This window comes from Curtobacterium sp. JUb34 (assembly GCF_003755065.1).
Lineage (GTDB): Bacteria > Actinomycetota > Actinomycetes > Actinomycetales > Microbacteriaceae > Curtobacterium.
This window is the reverse complement of record NZ_RJVH01000002.1, coordinates 181,896-202,780: the sequence shown is the minus strand read 5'-3', so window position 1 is coordinate 202,780 and position 20,885 is coordinate 181,896. Positions and strand designations below refer to the sequence as shown.

Below are 20,885 nucleotides of genomic sequence, written 5' to 3'. Positions count from 1 at the left end.
GGATTCGGTGATCAGAAAGAGAGTGCCCCCGCGCACCGGACCCTGCGCTGCGTCGGAGCTGGCCACGGGATGGACCCCATGGCACGAGCAGTCCGGGCGACTACGCGGGTTCGGCTTCGAGCGCCGAGTGCGCCACCACTGTAGCACCACCGAGATCGACGGCCAGCATGAGCGCCCGCCAGTCGGATTCCCCGTGCCGGGCGACGAGATCCGCGGCGGTGAGCCGTTGCGCCGGGTCGCTGCCGAGCACGAGCAGGCTCGGTCCCGCCCCGGACACGACGGCCGCGAGCCCGTGCTGACGGAGCAGTCCGATCAGTGCGTCGGTCTCCGGCATCGCACTGGCCCGGTAGGCCTGGTGCAGACGGTCCTCGGTCGCGGCGAGCAGGAGCTCGGGGCTCTGGATGAGCGCGGCGACGAGCAGTGCGGAGCGGGAGACGTTGAACGCGGCGTCGGCGTGCGGGACGTTCTCGGGCTGCAGGGAGCGGGCCAGCTTCGTCGACAACGTGGACGTCGGCACGAACACGACCGGTGCGACACCGCGGTGCACCAGGAGCCGCTTGTAGGCGGGTCCTTCGGCCGTCATCCACGCGATGGTGAGCCCACCGAACAGTGCGGGGGCGACGTTGTCCGGGTGCCCCTCCATCTCGGTGGCCAGGCTGAGCAGCGTCGAGGCGTCCAGGTCGACGACGCCCTCGAGCAGCCCGCGGGCCGCCATCAGGCCGGCGACGATCGCGGCCGCCGAGGAACCGAGCCCACGGCCGTGCGGGATGGCGTTCGTGGCGTGCAGTTCGAGGCCGGGCTGGTCGACACCGGCGTGCTCGAGGCCGCGGCGGACGGCACGCACGACCAGGTTCGTGTCGTCGGTGGCGACCTCGCCCGCACCGACGCCCTGCACCGTGACGGTGGCGCCGGGTTCCGGGCGGACCCGGACGACCACCTCGTCGTACAGCGAGAGCGCGAGGCCGAGCGAGTCGAACCCCGGGCCGAGGTTCGCGGACGTCGCCGGCACGCGGACGCGCACGGCCCGTCCGGCGGGCACAGCGTGGACCGCCCGTCCGGCCGGTACAGCACTGTGGGCGGTGACGCCCTCCCCCGGTCCGGACGAGCGGTCGAGGCTCACTGCGCCGAGACCAGTCCGAGCACGTCCGCGATCGACTTGGTGTCGACCGGCACGCTCGTCGGGGTGACCGCGCTGCCGTCCTCGGTGCGCAGGGCCCACTGCGGGTCCTTCAGGCCGTGGCCGGTGACGGTGATGACGACCTTCGCGCCCTTCGGCACGACGCCGGCGTCGGCGCGCTCGAGCAGCCCGGCGACACCGATCGCCGACGCGGGCTCGACGAAGACGCCGACCTCGGCCGACAGGATGTGGTGCGCGGCGAGGATGGCCTCGTCCGAGATGGCGCCGAAGTAGCCGTCGGTCTCGTCGCGGGCCTCGAGGGCGAACTGCCACGAGGCCGGGTTGCCGATGCGGATCGCCGACGCGATGGTGTCCGGGTTCTTGACGACCTCGCCGCGGACGATCGGCGCGGAGCCGGCGGCCTGGAAGCCGAACATGCGCGGGAGCTTCGTCGTGCGGCCAGCGGCCACGTCCTCGCGGTAGCCGCGCGAGTACGCGGTGTAGTTGCCCGCGTTGCCGACCGGCAGGAAGTGGAAGTCCGGGGCGTCGCCGAGCACGTCGACGACCTCGAACGCGGCGGTCTTCTGGCCCTCGATGCGGTCGTTGTTGACCGAGTTGACGAGGTGCACCGGGTAGTTCGCCGCCAGGTCGCGGGCGATGTCGAGGCAGTCGTCGAAGTTGCCCTGGACCTGCAGCAGCTGCGCGTCGTGCGCGACGGCCTGGCTGAGCTTGCCCATGGCGATCTTGCCCTCGGGCACGAGCACCGCGGCGGTGATGCCGGCGTGCGTGGCGTACGCGGCGGCCGAGGCGCTCGTGTTGCCGGTCGAGGCGCAGATGACGGCCTTCGCACCGTGCTCGACGGCCTTCGAGATCGCCATCGTCATGCCGCGGTCCTTGAAGGACCCGGTCGGGTTCATGCCCTCGAACTTGACGTAGACCTCGGCGCCGGTGCGCTCGGAGAGCCGACGAGCCGGGATGAGGGGCGTACCGCCCTCACCGAGCGTGACGATCGGCGTCGCCTCGGTCACGTCGAGTCGGTCGGCGTACTCGCGCAGGACTCCCTGCCACTGGTGGGCCATCAGGCTTCTCTCTCTGTCCGGTGGGTCGGTCTGGTTTCGGTTCGGGGTCGGCCTGGAGGCCCGTGGTGCGTCAGGCGCCGACGAAGCGCAGGACGCTGGTCACATCCAGGACCACGTCCTCGCCGCGGAGCGTGCGGACGGTGTCCGCCAGGTCGGCTTCGCGCGCCAGGTGCGTGCCGATGACGAGCGCGGCCGTCCCCTCGGAGGCGCCCGCGGTGGTCTGCTCGACGGTCTCGACGCTCACGCCGTGCTTCGCGAGCACGCCGGCGACCGTCGACAGCACGCCGGGGGCGTCCGTGACGTGCAACGTGATCTGGTAGCGCGTGCGGACGGTGCCGATCGGGAAGACGGGCAGGTCCGACTGGGTCGACTCCGCGACGCCCGGGCCGCCGATGACGTGCCGACGTGCGGCGGACACGAGGTCACCGAGCACGGCGGAGGCCGTCTCGACGCCACCGGCACCGGCACCGTAGAACATGAGGTCGCCAGCTGCTTCGGCCTCGACGAACACCGCGTTCTTCGCACCGTGCACGCTCGCCAGGGGGTGCGACTCCGGCACGAGGGCCGGGTACACCCGGGCGCTGACGCCCTCGCGGCCGTCCTCGTCGGTCAGCCGCTCGGCGGTCGCCAGGATCTTCACGACGTAGCCGGCCTTGCGCGCGGCACGGACCTGCTCGATCGTCACCGACGTGATGCCCTCGCGGTGCACCGCAGCCAGCGGCACCGAGGTGTGGAACGCCAGCGAGGCCAGGATCGCGGCCTTCTGCGCGGCGTCGTAGCCCTCGATGTCGGCGGTCGGGTCGGCCTCGGCGTACCCGAGGTCGGTCGCGGTGGCCAGGGCGTCCTCGAACGTGCTCCCCTGCCGGTCCATCAGGTCGAGGATGAAGTTCGTGGTGCCGTTGACGATGCCCATGATCCGCTCGATGCGGTCACCGGCGAGCGAGTCGTGCAGCGGTCGGATGATCGGGATCGCACCGGCGACGGCGGCCTCGTAGTACAGCTGCGCGCCGACCTGCTCGGCCACCGCGAAGAGCTCCGGACCGTGGGTCGCCAGGAGCGCCTTGTTGCCCGTGACGACGTCCGCGCCGGACTGCAGCGCCTGCAGCACGAGCGTGCGCGCCGGCTCGATGCCACCGATCAGCTCGACGACGATGTCGGCACCGAGGATGAGCGATCCGGCATCGGTCGTGTAGAGCTCACGGGGCAGGTCGACGTCGCGCGGGGCGTCGACGTCGCGCACGGCGATCCCGACGAGTTCGAGGCCGGCACCCGCGCGGGAGGCGAGTTCGTCGGCGTGCTCGAGCAGGAGCCGAGCGACCTGGGACCCGACCGAGCCGGCCCCGAGCAGCGCGACGCGGACGTTGCGGTATTCGATCATCTGGTGTGGTTCCTGTCGGTGGGGGTGAGCCCTGTTCATCGGGTCAGTGGCCGGTGCCGGCGTGGGGTACGGGCACGACCCCGGTGTCACGGGCGAGGAGGTCGTCGATCGACTCGCCCCGCACGAGGATACGGGCTGCGCCGTCCGCCACGGCGACGACCGGCGGGCGGCCCACGTGGTTGTAGTTGCTCGACAGCGCCCAGCAGTACGCGCCGGTGGCCGCGACGGCGAGCAGGTCACCGCGCTGGACGTCTCCGGGCAGGTACTCGTCGTTGACCACGATGTCCCCGCTCTCGCAGTGCTTCCCGACGACGCGGGTGAGCACGGCCGGCGACTCGGACGTCCGGGCGAGCCGGGCGGTGTAGTCCGCGCCGTACAGGGCCGGGCGGGCGTTGTCGCTCATGCCGCCGTCGACGGACACGTACGTGCGCGTCGCGTGACCCGCGTCGTCGCCGGTCTCGAGCGTGACGGGCTTGATCGTCCCGACGCGGTAGAGCGTGATACCCGCCGGGCCGACGATGTAGCGACCGGGCTCGACCGCGACCTTGGGCACGGGGATGTCCCGCTCGGCACAGGCCTCGGCGATGATCGCGGCGAGGGCGTCGGCGACGTCCTCGGGCGCGAAGGCGGAGTCGGCCTCGGTGTAGTCGATGCCCCAGCCGCCGCCGAGGTTCAGCTCGGGCACCGGACCGGTCTCGACCAGCGTCGCGTGCACGTCCATCAGGCGTCGGGCGGCCTCACGGAACCCGGACTCGTCGAAGATCTGCGAACCGATGTGCGAGTGCAGTCCGACGAACACGAGCGACGACTCGGCGCGCACCGCCTCGGCCGCGGCCACGGCCTCGGTGAGCGGGATGCCGAACTTCTGGTCCTCGCGCGCGGTGGCCAGGTACTCGTGGGTCGACGCGTGCACGCCGCTGTTGATCCGGATGCGCACGCGCTGCACGACCCCGGCGTCCGCCGCGGCACGGGCGACACGCTGGACCTCTTCGTGGCTGTCCAGCACGATCGTGCCCACGCCGACCTCGACCGCGCGGGCGATCTCGGCGTCGGACTTGTCGTTGCCGTGGAAGCCGAGCATCGCCGGGTCGATGCCGGCGGCCAGGGCGACCGCGAGCTCCCCGCCGGTGCAGACGTCGACGCGCAGGTCGGCCTCGGCCATCCACGCCACGACCTGGGTCGTCAGGAACGCCTTGCCGGCGTAGTAGACGTGGGCGCGGGTGCCGATGCCCTCGAACGCCTCGGTGAACGCGTTGCGCACCCGGACCGCACGGGACTGCACGTCGCGCTCGTCGACGACGTAGAGCGGGGTGCCGTACTGCCGGACCAGGTCCGTCGCGGTGACACCGCCGATGGCCAGGTCGCCGTCGTCGGTCCGCGTCGCGGACGCGGGCCAGATCCGGTCCACCAGCTCGGAGGCGTCCGTCGGGAACCGCAGTCGCGGCGGTGCAAGGGGGTTCTCGCTCACGGGACCCGATCCTACCGACGCTGGACGGGCCTCCCGGCCGCGTTACGCAGCCACGGGATCAGCCGCAGCTGCCGACCGTCTGCAGACCCTCCTCGTTGAGCGGCAGCGCGTCCGCGGTGACGCGGACCGTCGCGTCGGCCTTCGAGACGTCGAGCGAGCGCACGCGGAGCGATTCGGGCAGGAACTGCGCCGTGCAGACCTGCACCGGCACGTTCGTGACGCCGGGGATCGAGTCCACCTTGAGGCCGAGGTCCGAGTTGGTGATCCGCACGCTCTTCGGGGTGATCGTGATGCCGCGGCCGTCGTCCTGCGCGACCACGTCGCCCTTCGCCGCGTAGGTGATGTCGTAGCCGAGCACCGCGGTGGAGCCGGACAGCTCGACGCCGCCGTCCACCAGGGAGAGCCGGTCGAACAGCGGGCTGTACTTCGACAGGTCCTTCACGCTCGACGACGCCAGCGTGACGGTGCCGTCCACGTCGCGCACGTCGCCCTTGCCGTCCACCGGGACGTCCCGCGCGGTGACGTCGGCGGCGAGCGGGATGCCGTCGACGGTGAGCTTCGATGAGGAGATCTCGACCCGGTCGAGCGTGCCGCCGATGAGCTGCGGGATGACGATGCCGTCGGCGTGCGCCTCGACCTGGCCCGTGGTGCCGTCGGGCAGCGACTGCTCGACCTGCTGCGCGATCATGCGGTCGACGACCCCGCGGAGCACGAACTCGGCGATCACGACGAGGGCGGCGAGCACGACGACGACCACGATCAGGACGACGGGCCAGCGGCGGCGCTTGCGGGGGCGTTCGGTGGCGGCGGACATGCCGCCCACCCTGCCAGGTGGTCCCGTCAGCCTGCCTGGAGGCGGGGGGCGGCGGGGGCGTGCGCGGGGCGCGGGCCCGCTCGATCGCGCCCCGCCACGGTCATCGCGCCCCCGCACACGGGGGCGCGATGACCGTCAGGGGGCGCGTCACGACAACGGCTCGGCCGTCTGCTCAGCGACGCCGCTCCGCTACATGCGGGACGGAGCGCTCACACCGAGCAGGCCGAGGCCGTTGCGGACGACCTGGCCGGTGGCGTCGTTCAGCCACAGGCGCGTGCGGTGCAGGTCGGTGACGGGCTCGTCGCCGAGCGGGGTCACGCGGCAGGCGTCGTACCAGCGGTGGTACAGGCCCGCGAGCTGCTCGATGTACCGGGCGATGCGGTGCGGCTCACGGAGCTCTGCGGCGTGGCGCACCACGCGCGGGTACTCGGCCAGGGCACCGAGCAGCGCGCCCTCGGAGTCGTGCGTCAACAGCGAGGCATCGAACGCGGACCGGTCGACGCCAGCGGCCTCGGCGTTGCGGGCCACCGACTGGGTGCGCGCGTGGGCGTACTGCACGTAGAAGACGGGGTTGTCGTTCGTCCGCTTCGTGAGCAGGTCGAGGTCGATGTCGATCGCGGTGTCGCTGGCGAACCGGACGAGCGAGTACCGGCCGGCGTCGACCCCGACGGCGTCGACGAGGTCCTCCATCGTGACGATGGTGCCGTTGCGCTTCGACATGCGCATCGGCTCGCCGTCCTTGAGCAGGTTGACCATCTGCCCGATCAGGATCTCGAGGTTCGTGCCCGGCTCGTCACCGAACGCCGCGCACATCGCCATCATCCGGCCGACGTAGCCGTGGTGGTCCGCGCCGAGCATGATCAGGTTGCGCTCGAAGCCGCGCTCGCGCTTGTCGAGGTAGTACGCCAGGTCGCCGGCGATGTACGCGGGCTCGCCGTCGGACTTGATGACCACGCGGTCGCGGTCGTCGCCGAAGTCGGTCGTGCGGAGCCACTCGGCACCCTCGGCCTCGTACATCACGCCGGCCGAACGCAGACGGGCGATGGCGCGCTCGACGGCCTTCGACTCGTGGAGGGCGTTCTCGTGGAAGTAGACGTCGAAGTCCACACCGAAGTCGTGCAGCGACGACTTGATGTCCGCGAACATGAAGTCCACGCCCTCACGCCGGAAGACCTCCTGCGCCTCGTCGCGCGGCAGGTCCTTGACGTCGGTCGACGGGTCGAGCGTCGCGATCACACGCGCAGCGATCTCGGAGATGTACGCGCCGCCGTAGCCGTCCTCCGGCGTGGGCTCACCGAGCGCCGACGCGACGAGCGAGCGGGCGAAGCGGTCGATCTGCGCGCCGTGGTCGTTGAAGTAGTACTCACGGGTGACGAGGCCGCCCTGCGCCTGGAACACGCGGGCCAGGCTGTCGCCCACCGCGGCCCAGCGCACGCCGCCCATGTGGATCGGGCCGGTTGGGTTCGCCGACACGAACTCCAGGTTGATCCGGACGCCGTCGTACAGGTCGCCGCGCCCGAAGGACTCGCCGCCCTCGACGATCGTGCGCGCGATCTCGCCGGCCGCCGCCGCCTCGAGCGTGACGTTGATGAACCCCGGGCCGGCGACGTCGACCGAGGCCACGCCGTCGAGCTCGGTCAGCTCACCGGCGATCTCCGTCGCGAGCTCGCGCGGGTTCGTGCCGATGCGCTTCGCGAGCTGCATGGCGGCGTTCGAGGCCCAGTCGCCGTGCGCGCGGTTCTTCGGCCGCTCGAGCACCACGTGGGAGTCCCCGATCGTCACGGTCTCGGACGCGCCTCGTCGCTCGACGATCCCGGTCAGGATCGACAGGTACGCGGCGGAGAGTTCGGCAGGAGTCACGGCGGACGAGTCTACCGGGACACCCAGGTGCACGCCGGACGATGGGCCATCATGTCGGCATGACCACCCGAAGCCGTGCCCGGGCGTGCTCCGTCGCCGTCGTCACCGCCGCAGCAGCACTCGCCCTGTCGGCCTGCTCGAGCGGCGGCGACAGCGACCCGACGCCGAGTGCGACCCCGGTCGGCACGGCGGTGGCCCAGACGTGCGCCGAGCTCCTGCCGACCGAGGCCCTGTCGGTGTACGGCACGACCTTCGCGCTCGACGACTCCTTCACCCCGGCGAAGGGCTCCCCCGCCGCCACCATCGCGAAGCAGCGGGGCCGCGTCTGCCAGTTCGTCGCCACCGACGACGACACCGAGACGATCACCCTCGCCGTCGCCCACCTGCCTGAGAAGTCGCTCACCAACCTGAAGGACGCCCTGTACGACCGGGGCGGCTCGGTCCCCACCTACCGCGTCGAGGGCTACTTCGCGCTGAACGACGACGTCGGCCGCGCGGACGCCTTCGCGGACCCGTACTGGATCACCACGCAGTCGACGCTGTTCACCGAGCCCGGCGGTGCACAGCCCGTCGTCGACGCGGTCCGCGCCGCGCTGCAGCCGACGGCGTCGGCGACGGCGACGGCGACGCCCGCGGGCTGACGCGGCCGCGGGCTGACGCGACCACGCACGGCGCCGGGTCCGTCGTCCGGTGCGAGGTTGCACACGTGGTGCGCGTCTACAGCGCCGCACGGAACACGGAACCTCGCACCGGCCCGCGACGCGCGCACCGTGCGGACGGGAGGCCCGAGGCGGGCCCGCACCGCGCCTCCCGTCCAGCGGCGACCACGCACGGCGCCGGGTCCGCCATCCGGTGCGAGGTTGCACACGTCGTGCGCGCCTACAGCGCCTCACGGAACACGCAACCTCGCACCGGCCCGCAACGCGCGCACCGTGCGGACGGGAGGCCCGCGGCGGGCCCACACCGCGCCTCCCGTCCGCCCTGCAGTCGCGTCCCCTGCGCGACACGCGCTGTCCGGGACCGCGCGCCGGACCTGCTACGGTTGTTGCACCCCTTGGCCCCCATAGCTCAGGGGATAGAGCACTGCCCTCCGGAGGCAGGGGCGGAGGTTCGAATCCTCCTGGGGGCACCAGAACAACGCCGCAGGGCCGCGTGACGCAGACCACGCGACGGGCGCGGACGGGGTCGTCACCGGGGCTCCGCTCGCACCGCGAACAGGTTCCCGAACGGGTCGAGCAGCTGGCAGAGCCGCTCCCCTGTGAACACCGTCTTCGGCCCCCGGTGCGCGACGGCTCCGTTCGCGACCCAGTCCTCGACGACGGCATCGACGTCCGGCACCGTCCAGTACGGGACCGTGCCCGAGGGCCCCGGTGTGTTCAGCTCGTCGGCCCGGTGCAGCGTGAAGCGGACGCTCCCGATGTCGAACGCGACGAGCGCGCCACCGCGGACGACCGGTTCGCGGCGGAGCCTGGCCGAGTACCAGGCGACCGCGGCGTCGAGGTCGTCCACGAACAGGAAGACGTTGCCGACGGGACCGATCGTGAGCGGGGGTGCGGGGTCGTCAGGCATGCGGGTTCTCCTTCGTCGTGGGCTGGTGCGGCGATGGCGTCGGCGCTCCGCTCACCGGTGCTCGACCTCGAGCGCCTGCGCGAGGAACGCGAGCGATCCGGGAAGGGCGTGGTCGGTGTACCCCTCGGCGTGCCGGAGACCCGGGATCAGCTGCAGGGTGCTCGGCACGCCGACCGCTGCGAGCGCTGCCTGCAGGGCGATCGGGTCCGACCGTGGGACCCACTCCTCGAGGGAGTTGGCGAGGTAGACCGGGCCGGTCGACGCCGTCACGTGCCCGACCGTGGATGCTCCGTCGAGCGCCGATCGATCGCCGCCGACCTCCTGCAGGATCACCCAGCGGAGGAATGCGTCGTCCCGCCCGGTCTGGTCGATGTCCGCGCTGCGCATCGCGTTGAGGTCCTGCGTCGTCGGCGCGGCGTCGACCGTGCCGTCGGTTGCTCGGATTATGTCCGCGAGGCCGAAGATCCCCGACCAGCTCACGGAGGGTCGGCCGGTCGCGATGCCGCCCTCGACGGCGAGGTTCCCGCCCGCGGATCCCCCGAAGAACGCGACCTTGTTCCGGTCGAACGCGACGTCGGACTGCAGCGCCCACTCGTACGCGGCCAGCACGTCGTCCCTGCTCGCGGGGAACACGTCGGTCGGCGCCAGCCGGTAGTCCGGCACGAAGACGGTGTACCCAGCGTGCACGAGCCGCGCGGCCAGTCCGTCCTCCTTGGCCTTGTCCCCGCGGAACCAGCCGCCCCCGTGCACCAGCACGACGGCGCCGACGCTCGCGGGCGATCCGGGGCCAGGACGGTGGACGTCGAGGACCAGCGACTCGTGCTGGTCCGAGTACCGCACGTCGCGGTCGATGCGTGGCGGCTGTTGTGCGGGCATCCGATGACGACCTTCCTCGAGCTCCCGACGCCCGATCGGGCAGGGGGACGGAATCCGATTGTGATCGACTGCGGCACGGGACGGTTGTGTCAGATGACTCGATGCGGGTCGGATCCGGGGCGCCAGGCCGCGCGACGACGGTCGGGTCCGCCCGGTAGCGTGCCGGCATGACGATGACGTTCCCCGAGCCCGAGGTCCACGCGCTCCGAGGCGGGCCGACGCTCGGGTGGGGCGTGATCGGCCCCGGGGAGATCGCGAACGACTTCACCGCCACGATGCACGCGAACTCCGACCAGCGCGTCGTCGCCGTGGGGTCCCGCTCCCCCGAGCGTGCCGCCGCCTTCGCCGCCCGCCACGGCGTCCCCGGGGTGCACGGCTCGTACGAGGCCCTCGTCGCGGACCCCACCGTCGACGTCGTCTACGTCGCCTCCCCGCACCCGCAGCACCTCGGGCACGCGCTGCTCGCGATCGCCGCGGGCAAGCACGTCCTCGTCGAGAAGCCGATGACGACCTCGGCCGCGGACACCCGCACCCTCGCCGACGCCGCACGGGCCGAGGGCGTCCTGGCGATGGAGGCCATGTGGACCCGGTACCTGCCCGGCTCCACGGTGATCGCCCGTCTGCTCGCGGACGGCGCCCTCGGCGACGTCCGGCTCGCGACCGTGGACGTCGGCTGGCCGCACGACCCGGACCCGGCCGACCGCATGTTCGACCCCGCCGCCGGCGGCGGCGCACTCCTCGATGCCGGTGTCTACGGGCACTGGTTCGCACGGTTCGCCACCGGCGCCCCGGTGACCAGCAGCACGACGGGAGCGGTCTCGGATCGCGGGGTCGACCTCCAGTCCGTCACCGTGTCGACGGCGGACGGTGGCGCACAGGCCGTGGTGGCCACGTCGATGACGGCGTGGACGCCGGGGCTGGCGGCCATCGCGGGCAGCCGGGCCACCGTGCGGTACACCGACCACTTCGTGTTCCCGGCGTCGTTCGCGGTGCACCACCGGGGTGGGGAGGACCGCTGGTCGGAGCCGACCGGGCTGCGGGGTCGACAGGGGCTCGTCTGGCAGGCGGCGGCGCTCGCCCGGTACGTGGCGGACGGCCGGACGGAGTCGCCGGTGCACTCGCTCGACGACTCGATCGGGATCGCGCGGGCGCTCGACGCGGCGCGTGCGGACCTCGGCACAGGGGCCGTGGCGTCTGTTTCCGAGCGCGACACCTCGACCCCCTAGGATCACGGGCCGGTCGACCACCCGGCCGGGAAGAGGGAACCGATGACCACCGGCACCGGGAACGCGCAGCTCGAACTCGCCCGCGGCGGGGACGCCCCCGCGCCACGGACGCTGTTCGACGTCCTCGCGGCGACCGCGGCCACCCACCCGACCGCCACCGCGCTCGAGGACCCCGCCGGCACCGTCGACTACGCCGCGCTGCTCGACCTGGTGCGCGCACAGGCCGACGACCTCGCCCGTCGCGGTGTCCGACGGGGCGACCGGGTCGGCGTGCGGATCCCCTCCGGCGGACGCGACCTGTACCTGTCGATCCTCGCCGTCCTCGCCGCCGGAGCCGCGTACGTGCCCGTCGACGCCGACGACCCCGAGGAACGCGCGACCCTGGTGTTCGGCGAGGCCGGCGTCGTGGGCGTCATCGGAGCCGGCGGCGTCCTGCGCGACCGCGACGGCGGCGAACTGCCCGTGACGGACCCCGCGGCGAGCGCCGCACTCCCCCACGAGGACGACGATGCGTGGATCATCTTCACGTCCGGGTCCACGGGTGTGCCGAAGGGCGTGGCGGTCACCCACCGCAGTGCTGCGGCGTTCGTGGACGCCGAGGCGCGGATGTTCCTGCAGTCGGCGCCGATCGGTCCGGGCGACCGGGTGCTGGCGGGGCTGAGTGTGGCGTTCGACGCGTCGTGCGAGGAGATGTGGTTGGCGTGGGGGCACGGTGCCGCGTTGGTGCCGGCGCCGCGGTCGTTGGTGCGGACGGGGGTGGACCTGGGGCCGTGGCTCATCGCGCACACGATCACGGTGGTGTCGACGGTGCCGACGCTCGCGGCGTTGTGGCCGGACGACGCGTTGGAGCAGGTGCGGCTGGTGATCTTCGGTGGTGAGGCGTGCCCGCCGGAGCTGGCGGCGCGCATCGCGAGTCGTGACCGTGAGGTGTGGAACACGTACGGGCCGACCGAGGCGACGGTGGTGGCGTGCGGGTCCCTGCTCGACGGGAGCCAGCCGATCCGGATCGGGCTGCCGCTGGACGGGTGGGACCTGGCGGTGGTGGACGCTGCCGGGCAGCGGGTGGAGCCCGGTGGGGTCGGTGAGCTCGTGATCGGTGGTGTCGGGTTGGGTCGGTACCTGGACCCGGCGAAGGACGCGGAGAAGTACGCGCCGTTCCCGGAGCTCGGGTGGGCGCGGGCGTACCGGAGCGGTGACCTGGTGCGGTACGACCCCGAGGGACTCGTGTTCCAGGGACGTGCGGACGACCAGGTGAAGCTCGGGGGCCGGCGGATCGAGCTCGGTGAGATCGACGCGGCCCTGCAGGCGCTCGACGACGTGGCGGGTGGTGCGGCGGCGGTGCAGCGGACCCCTGCGGGGAACCAGGTGCTGGTCGGGTACGTGGCGCCGGTCGCGGGGGCCACGGTCGACGTCGCGCTCGCGAACGCCCGGTTGCGGCAGGAGCTCCCCGCTGCCCTCGTGCCGCTCGTCGCGGTGGTGGACGCGCTGCCGACGCGGACGTCGGGCAAGGTCGACCGTGCCGCCCTGCCGTGGCCGTTGCCCGGGGCGACCGACGCCGCGATGCTGCCGGACACCGTCGCCTGGATCGCGGAGCGGTGGGCGGCGATCCTCGGGGTGCCGGTGTCGAGCGTCGACGACGACTTCTTCGCGCACGGCGGCGGGTCGTTGACGGCGGCGCAGCTCGTCTCGGCGATCCGCGAGCGGTTCCCGACGACGACGGTGGCGGACGTGTACGACCACCCGCGCATCGGTGCGCTGGCGGCCGCGCTGGACGAGTCCGGTCCGGTGGCAGCGGCGTCGCGCGACGTGACCCCGGTCCCGCCGGCGACGGGGCTCGCGATGACGGTGCTCGGGCTGCCGGTGCAGGTGCTGCGCGGGCTGCGGGTCCTGACGTGGACGGCGTCGGTCGCGGCGGTGCTGCACGCGACCACGCTGCCGTTCCTGCCGGTGCTCCCCTGGCCGGCACTCGTCGTCGCGTTGCTGGTGTTCGTGACGCCGATCGGCAAGATGGCGCTGACGGTCGTGCTCGCCCGGCTGCTGCTCGTCGGGGTCCGTCCGGGCGAGCACCCCCGCGGCGGTTCGGTGCACCTGCGGGTCTGGCTGGCGGAGCGGATCGCCGAGGCGGTCGACGGCCCCTCGACCGCCGGGGCGCCGTGGATCAGCTACTACGCCCGTGCGCTGGGGGCGCGGATCGGCGCCGACGTCGACCTGCACACGCTCCCGCCGGTCACCGGGATGCTCACGATCGGCAAGCGTGCGTCGATCGAGCCGGAGGTCGACCTCGCGGGGCACTGGGTGGACGGCGACGTGTTCCGACTGGGTCGGGTCCGCGTCGAGGACGACGCGGTCGTGCACAGCCGCACCACGCTGCTGCCCGGTGCGCACGTGGGCGCGGGCGCCGAGGTCGAGGCCGGTTCGGCCGTCGCCGGCCGGGTGCCCGCCGGTGAACGCTGGGCAGGTTCGCCCGCCGAGCGCATCGGCTCGGCCAGGCACGGCCGGGAGGCCCGTCCCCCGTCGCGTCGACGCTGGCTGCTGGCGTACGGGGCCGGCTCCGTGGCCGTGGCCGGGTTGCCGGTGATCGGTGTCGCGGTCGGGCTGCTGGTCGCCGCCGCCCTGGTCGGGCGCGCGCCGACGCTCGGTGACGCCGTCCTGCGCGCCCTCGCGACGGTGCCGCTCGCGACCGTGGTCGCCGGGGCCGTGTACGCCCTGCTCGTGGTGGGGTCGGTGCGGCTCCTGGGCATCGGGTTGCACGAGGGACGCCACCCCGTGCGCTCGCGGATCGGCTGGCAGGCGTGGTCGACGGAGCGAGTGCTCGACGCGGCCCGTACGCTGCTGTTCCCGCTGTACGCCTCGCTCGTGACGCCGGTGTGGCTGCGGCTGCTCGGAGCGAAGGTCGGCCGGAACACGGAGATCTCCACGGTCCTGCTCATCCCCGCGCTGACGCAGATCGCGTCCGGGGCGTTCCTGGCCGACGACACCATGGTCGCGACGTACGAGCTCGGCGGGGGCCGGGTGCGGATCGGCCGATCGAAGGTGGGCCGGCGGGCCTTCCTCGGCAACAGCGGGATGACGGGCGCCGGACGCTCCGTGCCGCGCGAAGCCCTGGTGGCGGTCCTGTCCGCCGTGCCGAAGAAGGCCAAGCGCGGGTCGTCGTGGCTCGGCTCGCCCCCGGTGCGGCTCCGCCGTGCGGCGACGCAGTTCGACGAGGAGCGCACCTTCCGTCCGCCGGTGCGGCTCAAGGTCGCCCGCGGCTGCTGGGAGCTGCTGCGGCTCGTGGCGCCGATGGTGTCCGCGGGCGTCGCCCTCGGCGTGGCCGGCACGCTGCTCGCCCTGTGGTCCGCGGTCGGTGTCGGGTGGACGGTGCTGCTCGCCGGGCCGGTGCTGATCGTCGCCGGTGCCGTCGCCGCGGTGGTGTCGACGATCGCGAAGTGGGTCTTCGTCGGCCGGATCACCGCCCGCGAGCACCCGCTGTGGTCGTCGTTCGTCTGGCGCAACGAGGTGCAGGACACCTTCGTCGAGACGGTCGCCCGGCCGTGGTTCGCCGAGCAGGCCACCGGCACCCCGGCCCTGGCGGCGTGGCTGCGGAGCCTCGGTGCGACGATCGGCCGCGGCACCTGGCTCGAGACCTACTGGCTCCCCGAGGCCGACCTCGTGACCATCGGCGCCGGCGCCTCGGTGGCGCGCGGGACCGTCGTGCAGACCCACCTGTTCCACGACCGCGTGATGCAGCTCGACACCGTCCGCCTCGACGCCGGGGCGACCCTCGGCCCGCACAGCGTCGTCCTGCCCGCCGCGGGCATCGGCACGGGCGCGACGGTGGGTCCGGCCTCGCTCGTGATGCGCGGCGAGCAGGTGCCCACCGGGTCGCGTTGGTCCGGCAACCCCATCGCTCCGTGGGCAGCCGAACCGGCCACCGTGGCGGACTGACCGGCGCCATGGGGTTGACTGAGACCGTGCCGAACACCTCCGCTGCCGACCCGTACACCCCGCACAGCGGCGACCGACGCTGGAGCGCCGAGCACTACGACCTCCGCCTCGACTACCGCGTCGCCACGAACCGCCTCGACGGCACCGCGACGATCACCGCGCGCGCCCTCGAGCCGCTGGACAAGATCGTGGTCGACCTGCACGGCCTGAGCGTCGAGCGCGCCGACGTCGACGGTGCCCGCGCGAAGAAGGTGTCGAACGCCGTGCACAAGGTCACCGTCACCCCGGCGTCCCCGATCGCGGCCGGCACGACGTTCACCGTGCACCTGAAGTACCGCGGCAACCCGCGCCCCGTGCGCAGCGCCTGGGGTCAGGTCGGGTGGGAGGAGCTCACCGACGGCGTCATCGTCGCGGCCCAGCCGACCGGGGCACCCTCGTGGTTCCCGTGCAACGACCGACCGGACGACAAGGCGACCTACCGGTTCGAGATCGCCGCCGAGGCCGCGTACGACGTCCTGGCGAACGGCGAACTGCTCGGCAAGGAACGCGACCGGATCGGCACCCGCTGGACCTACGCCACCACCGAGCCGATGGCGACGTACCTGGCGACGGTGCAGATGGGCCGGTACCGCACGACGAGGCTCCGCGGCGCCGTCGTCCCCGTCACCCTGCACCACCCCGCCGACCTTGCGACCGCCGCGAAGACCGACTTCGGTCAGGTGCCGGAGATGCTCGCGCTGTTCTCCGACCGCTTCGGCCCGTACCCGTTCGCGGCGTACGGCGTCGTGGTCACCGACGACGAGCTCGAGATCCCGCTCGAAGCCCACGGGCTGGCGGTGTTCGGCCGCAACCACGTCGACGGCGAGCACGGCACCGACCGACTCATCGCGCACGAGCTCGCACACCAGTGGTTCGGCAACTCGGTGACGGTCGCGCGCTGGCAGGACATCTGGCTGCACGAGGGGTTCGCCTGCTACGCCGAGTGGCTCTGGTCCGAGGAACGCGGTGGCGACACCGCCGACGCGCTCGCGGCGGAGTACCGGCAGGGCCTGCTCGACCAGCCCGAGGACCTCGTCGTCGGGGGCCCCGGTGCGAAGGACATGTTCGACGACCGCGTCTACAAGCGCGGCGCCCTCGCCCTGCACGCCGTCCGCCGCACGTTCGGCGACGACGCGTTCTTCACCGGGCTGCGCAGCATCACCGAACGGCACCGGCACGGTTCGGTGACGGTGCCCGACGTGCTCGGGGCGTTCGCGGACGCCGCCGGCCGTCCCGTCGCGGACGTCCGTGCGGTCACCGGCCCGTGGATCGACCAGACGTCGGTTCCCGCGCTGCCCGCGCCGCGCGTCGACTAGCGGGCTCCGCTGCCCGGTCGGTGAGCGGGCTCCGCCGCCCGGTCGGTGAGCGGGCTCCGCTGCCCGGTCGGCTAGCCCGCCAGTTCGCCGTCGGCCGGGTCGCAGCTGACCTCGGACCACACCGCGTCGAGCGACAGTCCGACCACGCCCGCGACGGACGCGATGGTCGAGAACGCCGGCGTCGCGATGCGCCCGGTCTCGATCTTGCGGAGCGTCTCGGGCGAGATCCCGGCAGCGAGGGCGGTGTCGACGATCGACCGTGGACCACGGGCACGACGGAGCAGCGCACCGAGGCGGCGGCCGCGCGCGACCTCGTCGGGGCTGAGCGGGAGACGGACCATTCCCACATAGTAATACCGGTATGATCATCCGCGTGATCGAGATCCTGACGCCCGCCGAGGTCGACAAGGCCCGCGCCACCGGAGCCCTCGTGGGCACCATCCTGCAGACCCTGCGCGAACGGACCCGCGTCGGCACGAACCTGCTGGAGATCGACCGGTGGGCGAAGCAGATGATCGAGGACGCCGGTGCCGACTCCTGCTACGTCGACTACGCACCCTCGTTCGGCCGCGGTCCGTTCGGCCACCACATCTGCACCGCCGTGAACGACGCCGTTCTGCACGGGCTGCCGCACGACCGGGCCCTCGCCGACGGCGACCTGCTCACCCTCGACCTCGCGGTGTCCCTCGACGGCATCGCCGCCGACGCCGCCGTCAGCTTCGTCGTCGGGACCCCGCGCGACGAGGACCTCGCCCTCATCGACGCCACCGAGCGCGCCCTCGCCGCCGGGATCGCCGCTGCCGGACCCGGTGCGCGCACCGGGGACCTGTCGCACGCCATCGGCACCGTGCTCGAGGCCGCCGGCTACCCGGTCAACGTCGAGTTCGGCGGCCACGGCATCGGTTCGACCATGCACCAGGACCCGCACGTGTCGAACACCGGCCGCGCGGGTCGCGGCTACACGCTCCGGCCGGGGCTCCTGCTCGCGCTCGAGCCGTGGGTGATGGCCGACACCGACGTGCTCGTCACCGACCCCGACGGATGGACGCTGCGCAGCGCCACCGGAGCCCGGACGGCCCACACCGAGCACACCATCGCGATCACCGAGGACGGCGCAGCGGTGCTCACGCTCCCCCGCTGACCGTCCCCTCGACCACGACGGGCAGCCCGCCGGCCGCCACGACGAGCACCAGGTCGGCTGCCGGTCGGAGGACCGTGACGGCGTGGTCGACCCCCTCGAAGCGCGCGGACCCGGCCGCGACGTCGACGTCCACCGAGCTCGGGTCGACGCGCAGGCCCCGGCCGTCGCGCTTCAGCACGGCCTCCTTCGCCGCCCAGCAGGCCGCGAGCAGGCCGACGTCACCCGCCGAGCGATCGCGTTCACCGGACGTGAAGGCGTCGAGCGGCGCCGCGGCGACGCGGGACACGCGCTCGACGTCGACGCCGACCGAGCCGGGAGCGACCGCGATGGCGACTGCCCCGGTCGTGCGCGACAAGCTGACGCCGTAGCCGGTGCCGCGCACCGTGGCCCACGGACGACCGTGGTCGGTCCCGCCGCAGTGCGGGCAGACGCGCCCCGCGCGCACCTCGGCCGTCTCGGAACCGGACGCCGACGCGACGGCGGCGATCAGGGCCTCCCCGTCGGCAGCGCGGTCCGGACCGGGCGCGCACAGCGTCACGACGACGGTCTGGAGGCCCGACTCACCCACGCACGCAGCCTACGGTGCGCGGATGGCCGGTCCAGAGCCGTGTCGCTACGCGTGCGTGAGCGCGATGAGTGCGACGTTCATGGTGCTGTAGAGACCCTCGGATCGGGTCGCCTGGCGGACGCGTCCGCGCAGCACCTCGTAGCGGCCGTCGTGCTCGCGCACGAAACCGATCACGCCGGTCGCCGGCGTCGACACGCGGTGGTAGCCGTCCTCGAGCGGGACGACCTCGGTACTCGTGGTTCGCTCCATTGCTGTTCCCTTCCGTTCGTCGTCGAACAGTGCCGTCAGCATACCCCGGCTCGGGGGACAAGACACCCATGGATCGGCTTGTCCACAGGGTTCACCGGGAGTCTGTCCGTGCGCTCCGGGGCCTGGATAGACTCCGGGCGACGGCGCACACAGGGCGCGGTTCGGTGCGGTGTCGACGGCGCCGACCGGTGACGGACGGAGGACGGATGCGAACGGTCCAGCACGGATCGGGCACAGGCGGGTCGAGCACGGAACGGGGGACAGCGCGGCTCTGGGGTCGCGTCACGGCAGCAGTCGTGGCGATGCTGATCGTCCTGGCTCCGGCGGCGACCGCGCAGGCCACGGCACCCGTCGACCTTGGTGGTGCGTACGTCCTCGACGAAGCCGACGCCCTCAGTTCGTCGCAGCAGGCGCAGGTCGAACAGGCGGTGCAGGACCTGTACGCCGAGACCCAGACGCAGCTGTACGTGGTGTTCGTGCCGACGTTCACCGATCCGACGGACCACACCGCATGGGGCTCCGCGGTCATGGACCGGAACCAGATCGACACGGACGGCATCCTGCTGTCCGTCGCGGTCGACGAGCGCAACTACGACGTCCAGCAGACCAACGAGACCGCCATCTCCGAGTCCGACGTGCAGAGCGCCGTGAACGACGCACTGCTCCCCGAGCTGAAGCAGGGCGACTGGTCCGGCGCGGCCGTGGCGTTCGCGAACGGCCTGACCGACACCCAGGCGCCGCCGGACCTGACCTGGCTCTGGGTCCTGCTGCTCGTCATCGTCGTCGGCCTGGTGGTCGTCGTGATCGTCATCCGCACCCGCAACAAGCGCAGGACCGCCGCGGCCACCAAGGCGCAGCAGGAGTCCCTCGCCGACCTCGAACGCACCGCGGGCGGAGCGCTCGTCACCATCGACGACGAACTCCGCACCGCCGAGCAGGAGGTCGGGTTCGCCACGGCGCAGTTCGGTCCCGACGCCGCGAAGCCCTTCGCCGACGCCGTCGCCGCAGCACAGCAGGCCGTGCGCAAGGCCTTCACGTTCCGGCAGCAGCTCGACGACGAGATCCCCGACTCCCCCCAGCAGCGGGCCGACTGGGCGAACCAGATCATCGCGATCTGCCAGCAGGCGCACGCCTCGATCGAGGAGCAGACCGAGGCCTTCGACCAACTCCGGTCGCTCGAGGACGGCGTCGACGACGCTGCGGTCGCACTGGCCCAGGCAGTGGCGGCCGCCCCGGCTTCGGTCGGCGCGGCAGCAGCAGCCCTCGACCGCGTCCGGTCGCGCTACACCGGCCGAACCCTCGCCACCGTGTCCGACAACGTCGACCAGGCCCACCAGGTCCTCGCCTACGCCACCGAGCGCTCGAACGCGGCCACCGCGGCGATCGCCGCGGGCGACAAGGGCGAGGCCGTGGTCGCCGTGCGTGACGCCCAGCACGCACTGGCGCAGGTGCAACAGCTCACGAACAGCGCGATCGCCGCCGAGGGGTCGTTCGCCGAGGCAACGGCGCGCGCCGAGGCGATGCGCATCGACATCGAGGGCGACGTCGCGGCGGCCCGGACGCTCACCGTCGGCGGTCCCGACCTCGCCGCCGCCGTCACACGGGCGCAGACCGTGCTCCGACAGGGCCTCGACCCGAAGGACCCGGTCGCCGCGGTCGACGCCCTCACCAAGGCGAACACCGAGATCGACCAGGCCATCGCCGCAGCCCGCGGTGCCGAGGAGCAGCAGCGCCGGGCGTCCCGAGCGCTCGACGACGCCCTGCGCGACGCCCGGAACCGGATCAGCCAGGCGCGGGAGTACATCTCGCTGCACCGCGGCGGCATCGGACCGACCGCCCGCACCCGGTTGTCCGAGGCCGAGCGCGCCCTCGACGACGCCGTGCAGCTCGCCACGACCGATCCCGGACAGGCCCTGCAGGCCGCACGCGCCGCAGAGCAGTACGCGGCCGCCGCGATGGACGCCGCGAACGGCGACATGGGCGGCTGGGGCGGCGGTGGCGGCGGCTTCGGCGGTGGCGGCGGCAACGGGGCACAACTCGGCGGCCTCGTCACCGGCATCGTGCTCGGCGGCCTGCTCGGCGGCCGCGGCGGCAGCTTCGGCGGCGGTTCCTTCGGGGGCGGCGGCGGGGGCTTCGGCGGGGGCGGCGGCTTCGGTGGTGGGGGCGGCGGAGGCGGCGGAGGCGGGTTCTCCGGCGGCGGCCGCTTCTGACCCCGCCCCAGCCGACGAACAGACCACACACCCGACAGACCAGACACA

Annotated in this window: 17 protein-coding genes and 1 tRNA gene; 7 read left to right on the top strand and 11 right to left on the bottom strand. The window is 73.1% G+C overall.

Annotated elements, in window-relative coordinates; translation table 11 throughout:
* Positions 1-100: 100 nt before the first annotated feature.
* From thrB to argS, 6 genes are all read right to left on the bottom strand, one after another.
* Positions 101-1,039 carry a homoserine kinase gene (gene thrB, locus EDF63_RS07450; RefSeq protein WP_111084152.1) on the bottom strand — a complete coding sequence of 313 codons (939 nt, stop codon included), beginning with the start codon at positions 1,037-1,039 and terminating at the stop codon, positions 101-103.
* Between the two features lie 77 nt (positions 1,040-1,116).
* Entirely contained in the window at positions 1,117-2,196 is a 1,080-nt protein-coding gene (gene thrC, locus EDF63_RS07445; RefSeq protein ID WP_123312389.1) for a threonine synthase, read from the bottom strand.
* A 70-nt stretch (positions 2,197-2,266) separates the two neighbouring features.
* Positions 2,267-3,574: a homoserine dehydrogenase gene (locus tag EDF63_RS07440; RefSeq protein ID WP_111083859.1), complete on the bottom strand. Its 1,308-nt coding sequence runs from the start codon at positions 3,572-3,574 to the stop codon at positions 2,267-2,269.
* 43 nt (positions 3,575-3,617) lie between these two features.
* Positions 3,618-5,042: a diaminopimelate decarboxylase gene (gene lysA, locus EDF63_RS07435; RefSeq protein ID WP_123312388.1), complete on the bottom strand. Its 1,425-nt coding sequence runs from the start codon at positions 5,040-5,042 to the stop codon at positions 3,618-3,620.
* 58 nt (positions 5,043-5,100) lie between these two features.
* Positions 5,101-5,856 (bottom strand): LmeA family phospholipid-binding protein, encoded by a 756-nt coding sequence (locus EDF63_RS07430; RefSeq protein ID WP_123312387.1) that lies wholly within the window; start codon positions 5,854-5,856, stop codon positions 5,101-5,103.
* A 189-nt stretch (positions 5,857-6,045) separates the two neighbouring features.
* Positions 6,046-7,716 (bottom strand): arginine--tRNA ligase, encoded by a 1,671-nt coding sequence (gene argS, locus EDF63_RS07425; RefSeq protein ID WP_123312386.1) that lies wholly within the window; start codon positions 7,714-7,716, stop codon positions 6,046-6,048.
* A gap of 59 nt (positions 7,717-7,775) precedes the next feature.
* Here argS and EDF63_RS18640 point away from each other — a divergent pair, with 59 nt between their 5' ends.
* On the top strand, positions 7,776-8,357 hold the full coding sequence (locus EDF63_RS18640) for a hypothetical protein (RefSeq protein WP_185021333.1): 582 nt from the start codon (positions 7,776-7,778) through the stop codon (positions 8,355-8,357).
* Between the two features lie 416 nt (positions 8,358-8,773).
* Positions 8,774-8,848, top strand: a tRNA-Arg gene (locus EDF63_RS07415).
* Positions 8,849-8,904: 56 nt separating this feature from the next.
* On the opposite strand, the gene EDF63_RS07410 is transcribed toward EDF63_RS07415, so the two are convergent.
* Both EDF63_RS07410 and EDF63_RS07405 read right to left on the bottom strand, forming a co-directional pair.
* Entirely contained in the window at positions 8,905-9,285 is a 381-nt protein-coding gene (locus tag EDF63_RS07410) for a VOC family protein (RefSeq protein WP_123312385.1), read from the bottom strand.
* Positions 9,286-9,336: 51 nt separating this feature from the next.
* A complete protein-coding gene (locus EDF63_RS07405; protein WP_123312384.1) occupies positions 9,337-10,161 on the bottom strand; it encodes an alpha/beta hydrolase in 825 nt (274 codons plus the stop codon).
* 167 nt (positions 10,162-10,328) lie between these two features.
* Here EDF63_RS07405 and EDF63_RS07400 point away from each other — a divergent pair, with 167 nt between their 5' ends.
* Genes EDF63_RS07400 through EDF63_RS07390 form a run of 3 tightly spaced genes read left to right on the top strand, consistent with a single transcriptional unit; the run spans position 10,329 to position 16,669 of the window.
* Entirely contained in the window at positions 10,329-11,387 is a 1,059-nt protein-coding gene (locus EDF63_RS07400; protein ID WP_260233014.1) for a Gfo/Idh/MocA family protein, read from the top strand.
* 42 nt (positions 11,388-11,429) lie between these two features.
* Positions 11,430-15,314 carry a Pls/PosA family non-ribosomal peptide synthetase gene (locus tag EDF63_RS07395; protein WP_123312383.1) on the top strand — a complete coding sequence of 1,295 codons (3,885 nt, stop codon included), beginning with the start codon at positions 11,430-11,432 and terminating at the stop codon, positions 15,312-15,314.
* A 26-nt stretch (positions 15,315-15,340) separates the two neighbouring features.
* Complete coding sequence (locus EDF63_RS07390) at positions 15,341-16,669, top strand: M1 family metallopeptidase (protein WP_260233013.1); 1,329 nt, start codon at positions 15,341-15,343, stop codon at positions 16,667-16,669.
* Between the two features lie 71 nt (positions 16,670-16,740).
* On the opposite strand, the gene EDF63_RS07385 is transcribed toward EDF63_RS07390, so the two are convergent.
* Positions 16,741-17,010 carry a helix-turn-helix domain-containing protein gene (locus tag EDF63_RS07385; protein WP_123312382.1) on the bottom strand — a complete coding sequence of 90 codons (270 nt, stop codon included), beginning with the start codon at positions 17,008-17,010 and terminating at the stop codon, positions 16,741-16,743.
* A gap of 32 nt (positions 17,011-17,042) precedes the next feature.
* On the opposite strand from EDF63_RS07385, the gene map reads away from it, so the two are divergent.
* Positions 17,043-17,810 carry a type I methionyl aminopeptidase gene (gene map, locus EDF63_RS07380; RefSeq protein WP_123313081.1) on the top strand — a complete coding sequence of 256 codons (768 nt, stop codon included), beginning with the start codon at positions 17,043-17,045 and terminating at the stop codon, positions 17,808-17,810.
* Here the strand turns inward: map and EDF63_RS07375 are convergent.
* Together EDF63_RS07375 and EDF63_RS07370 are read right to left on the bottom strand one after the other, a co-directional pair.
* Positions 17,794-18,378, bottom strand: a complete 585-nt coding sequence (locus tag EDF63_RS07375) for a 4'-phosphopantetheinyl transferase superfamily protein (protein ID WP_123312381.1) — start codon at positions 18,376-18,378, stop codon at positions 17,794-17,796. The two genes, map and EDF63_RS07375, sit on opposite strands and share 17 nt — an antisense overlap.
* Positions 18,379-18,423: 45 nt before the next feature.
* Complete coding sequence (locus EDF63_RS07370) at positions 18,424-18,627, bottom strand: hypothetical protein (protein ID WP_071255966.1); 204 nt, start codon at positions 18,625-18,627, stop codon at positions 18,424-18,426.
* A 302-nt stretch (positions 18,628-18,929) separates the two neighbouring features.
* Between EDF63_RS07370 and EDF63_RS19060 the strand changes: the two genes are divergently transcribed.
* Entirely contained in the window at positions 18,930-20,837 is a 1,908-nt protein-coding gene (locus EDF63_RS19060; RefSeq protein WP_221180541.1) for a YgcG family protein, read from the top strand.
* The last annotated feature ends 48 nt before the right edge of the window (positions 20,838-20,885 follow it).

Coding starts and splice junctions, on each gene's coding strand:
- thrC (WP_123312389.1), bottom strand. CDS start 2,196: ATGGCCCACCAGTGGCAGGGAGTCCTGCGCGAGTACGCCGACCGACTC.
- EDF63_RS07440 (WP_111083859.1), bottom strand. CDS start 3,574: ATGATCGAATACCGCAACGTCCGCGTCGCGCTGCTCGGGGCCGGCTCG.
- EDF63_RS07430 (WP_123312387.1), bottom strand. CDS start 5,856: ATGTCCGCCGCCACCGAACGCCCCCGCAAGCGCCGCCGCTGGCCCGTC.
- EDF63_RS18640 (WP_185021333.1), top strand. CDS start 7,776: ATGACCACCCGAAGCCGTGCCCGGGCGTGCTCCGTCGCCGTCGTCACC.
- EDF63_RS07410 (WP_123312385.1), bottom strand. CDS start 9,285: ATGCCTGACGACCCCGCACCCCCGCTCACGATCGGTCCCGTCGGCAAC.
- EDF63_RS07405 (WP_123312384.1), bottom strand. CDS start 10,161: ATGCCCGCACAACAGCCGCCACGCATCGACCGCGACGTGCGGTACTCG.
- EDF63_RS07400 (WP_260233014.1), top strand. CDS start 10,329: ATGACGATGACGTTCCCCGAGCCCGAGGTCCACGCGCTCCGAGGCGGG.
- EDF63_RS07395 (WP_123312383.1), top strand. CDS start 11,430: ATGACCACCGGCACCGGGAACGCGCAGCTCGAACTCGCCCGCGGCGGG.
- EDF63_RS07385 (WP_123312382.1), bottom strand. CDS start 17,010: ATGGTCCGTCTCCCGCTCAGCCCCGACGAGGTCGCGCGCGGCCGCCGC.
- EDF63_RS07370 (WP_071255966.1), bottom strand. CDS start 18,627: ATGGAGCGAACCACGAGTACCGAGGTCGTCCCGCTCGAGGACGGCTAC.
- EDF63_RS19060 (WP_221180541.1), top strand. CDS start 18,930: ATGCTGATCGTCCTGGCTCCGGCGGCGACCGCGCAGGCCACGGCACCC.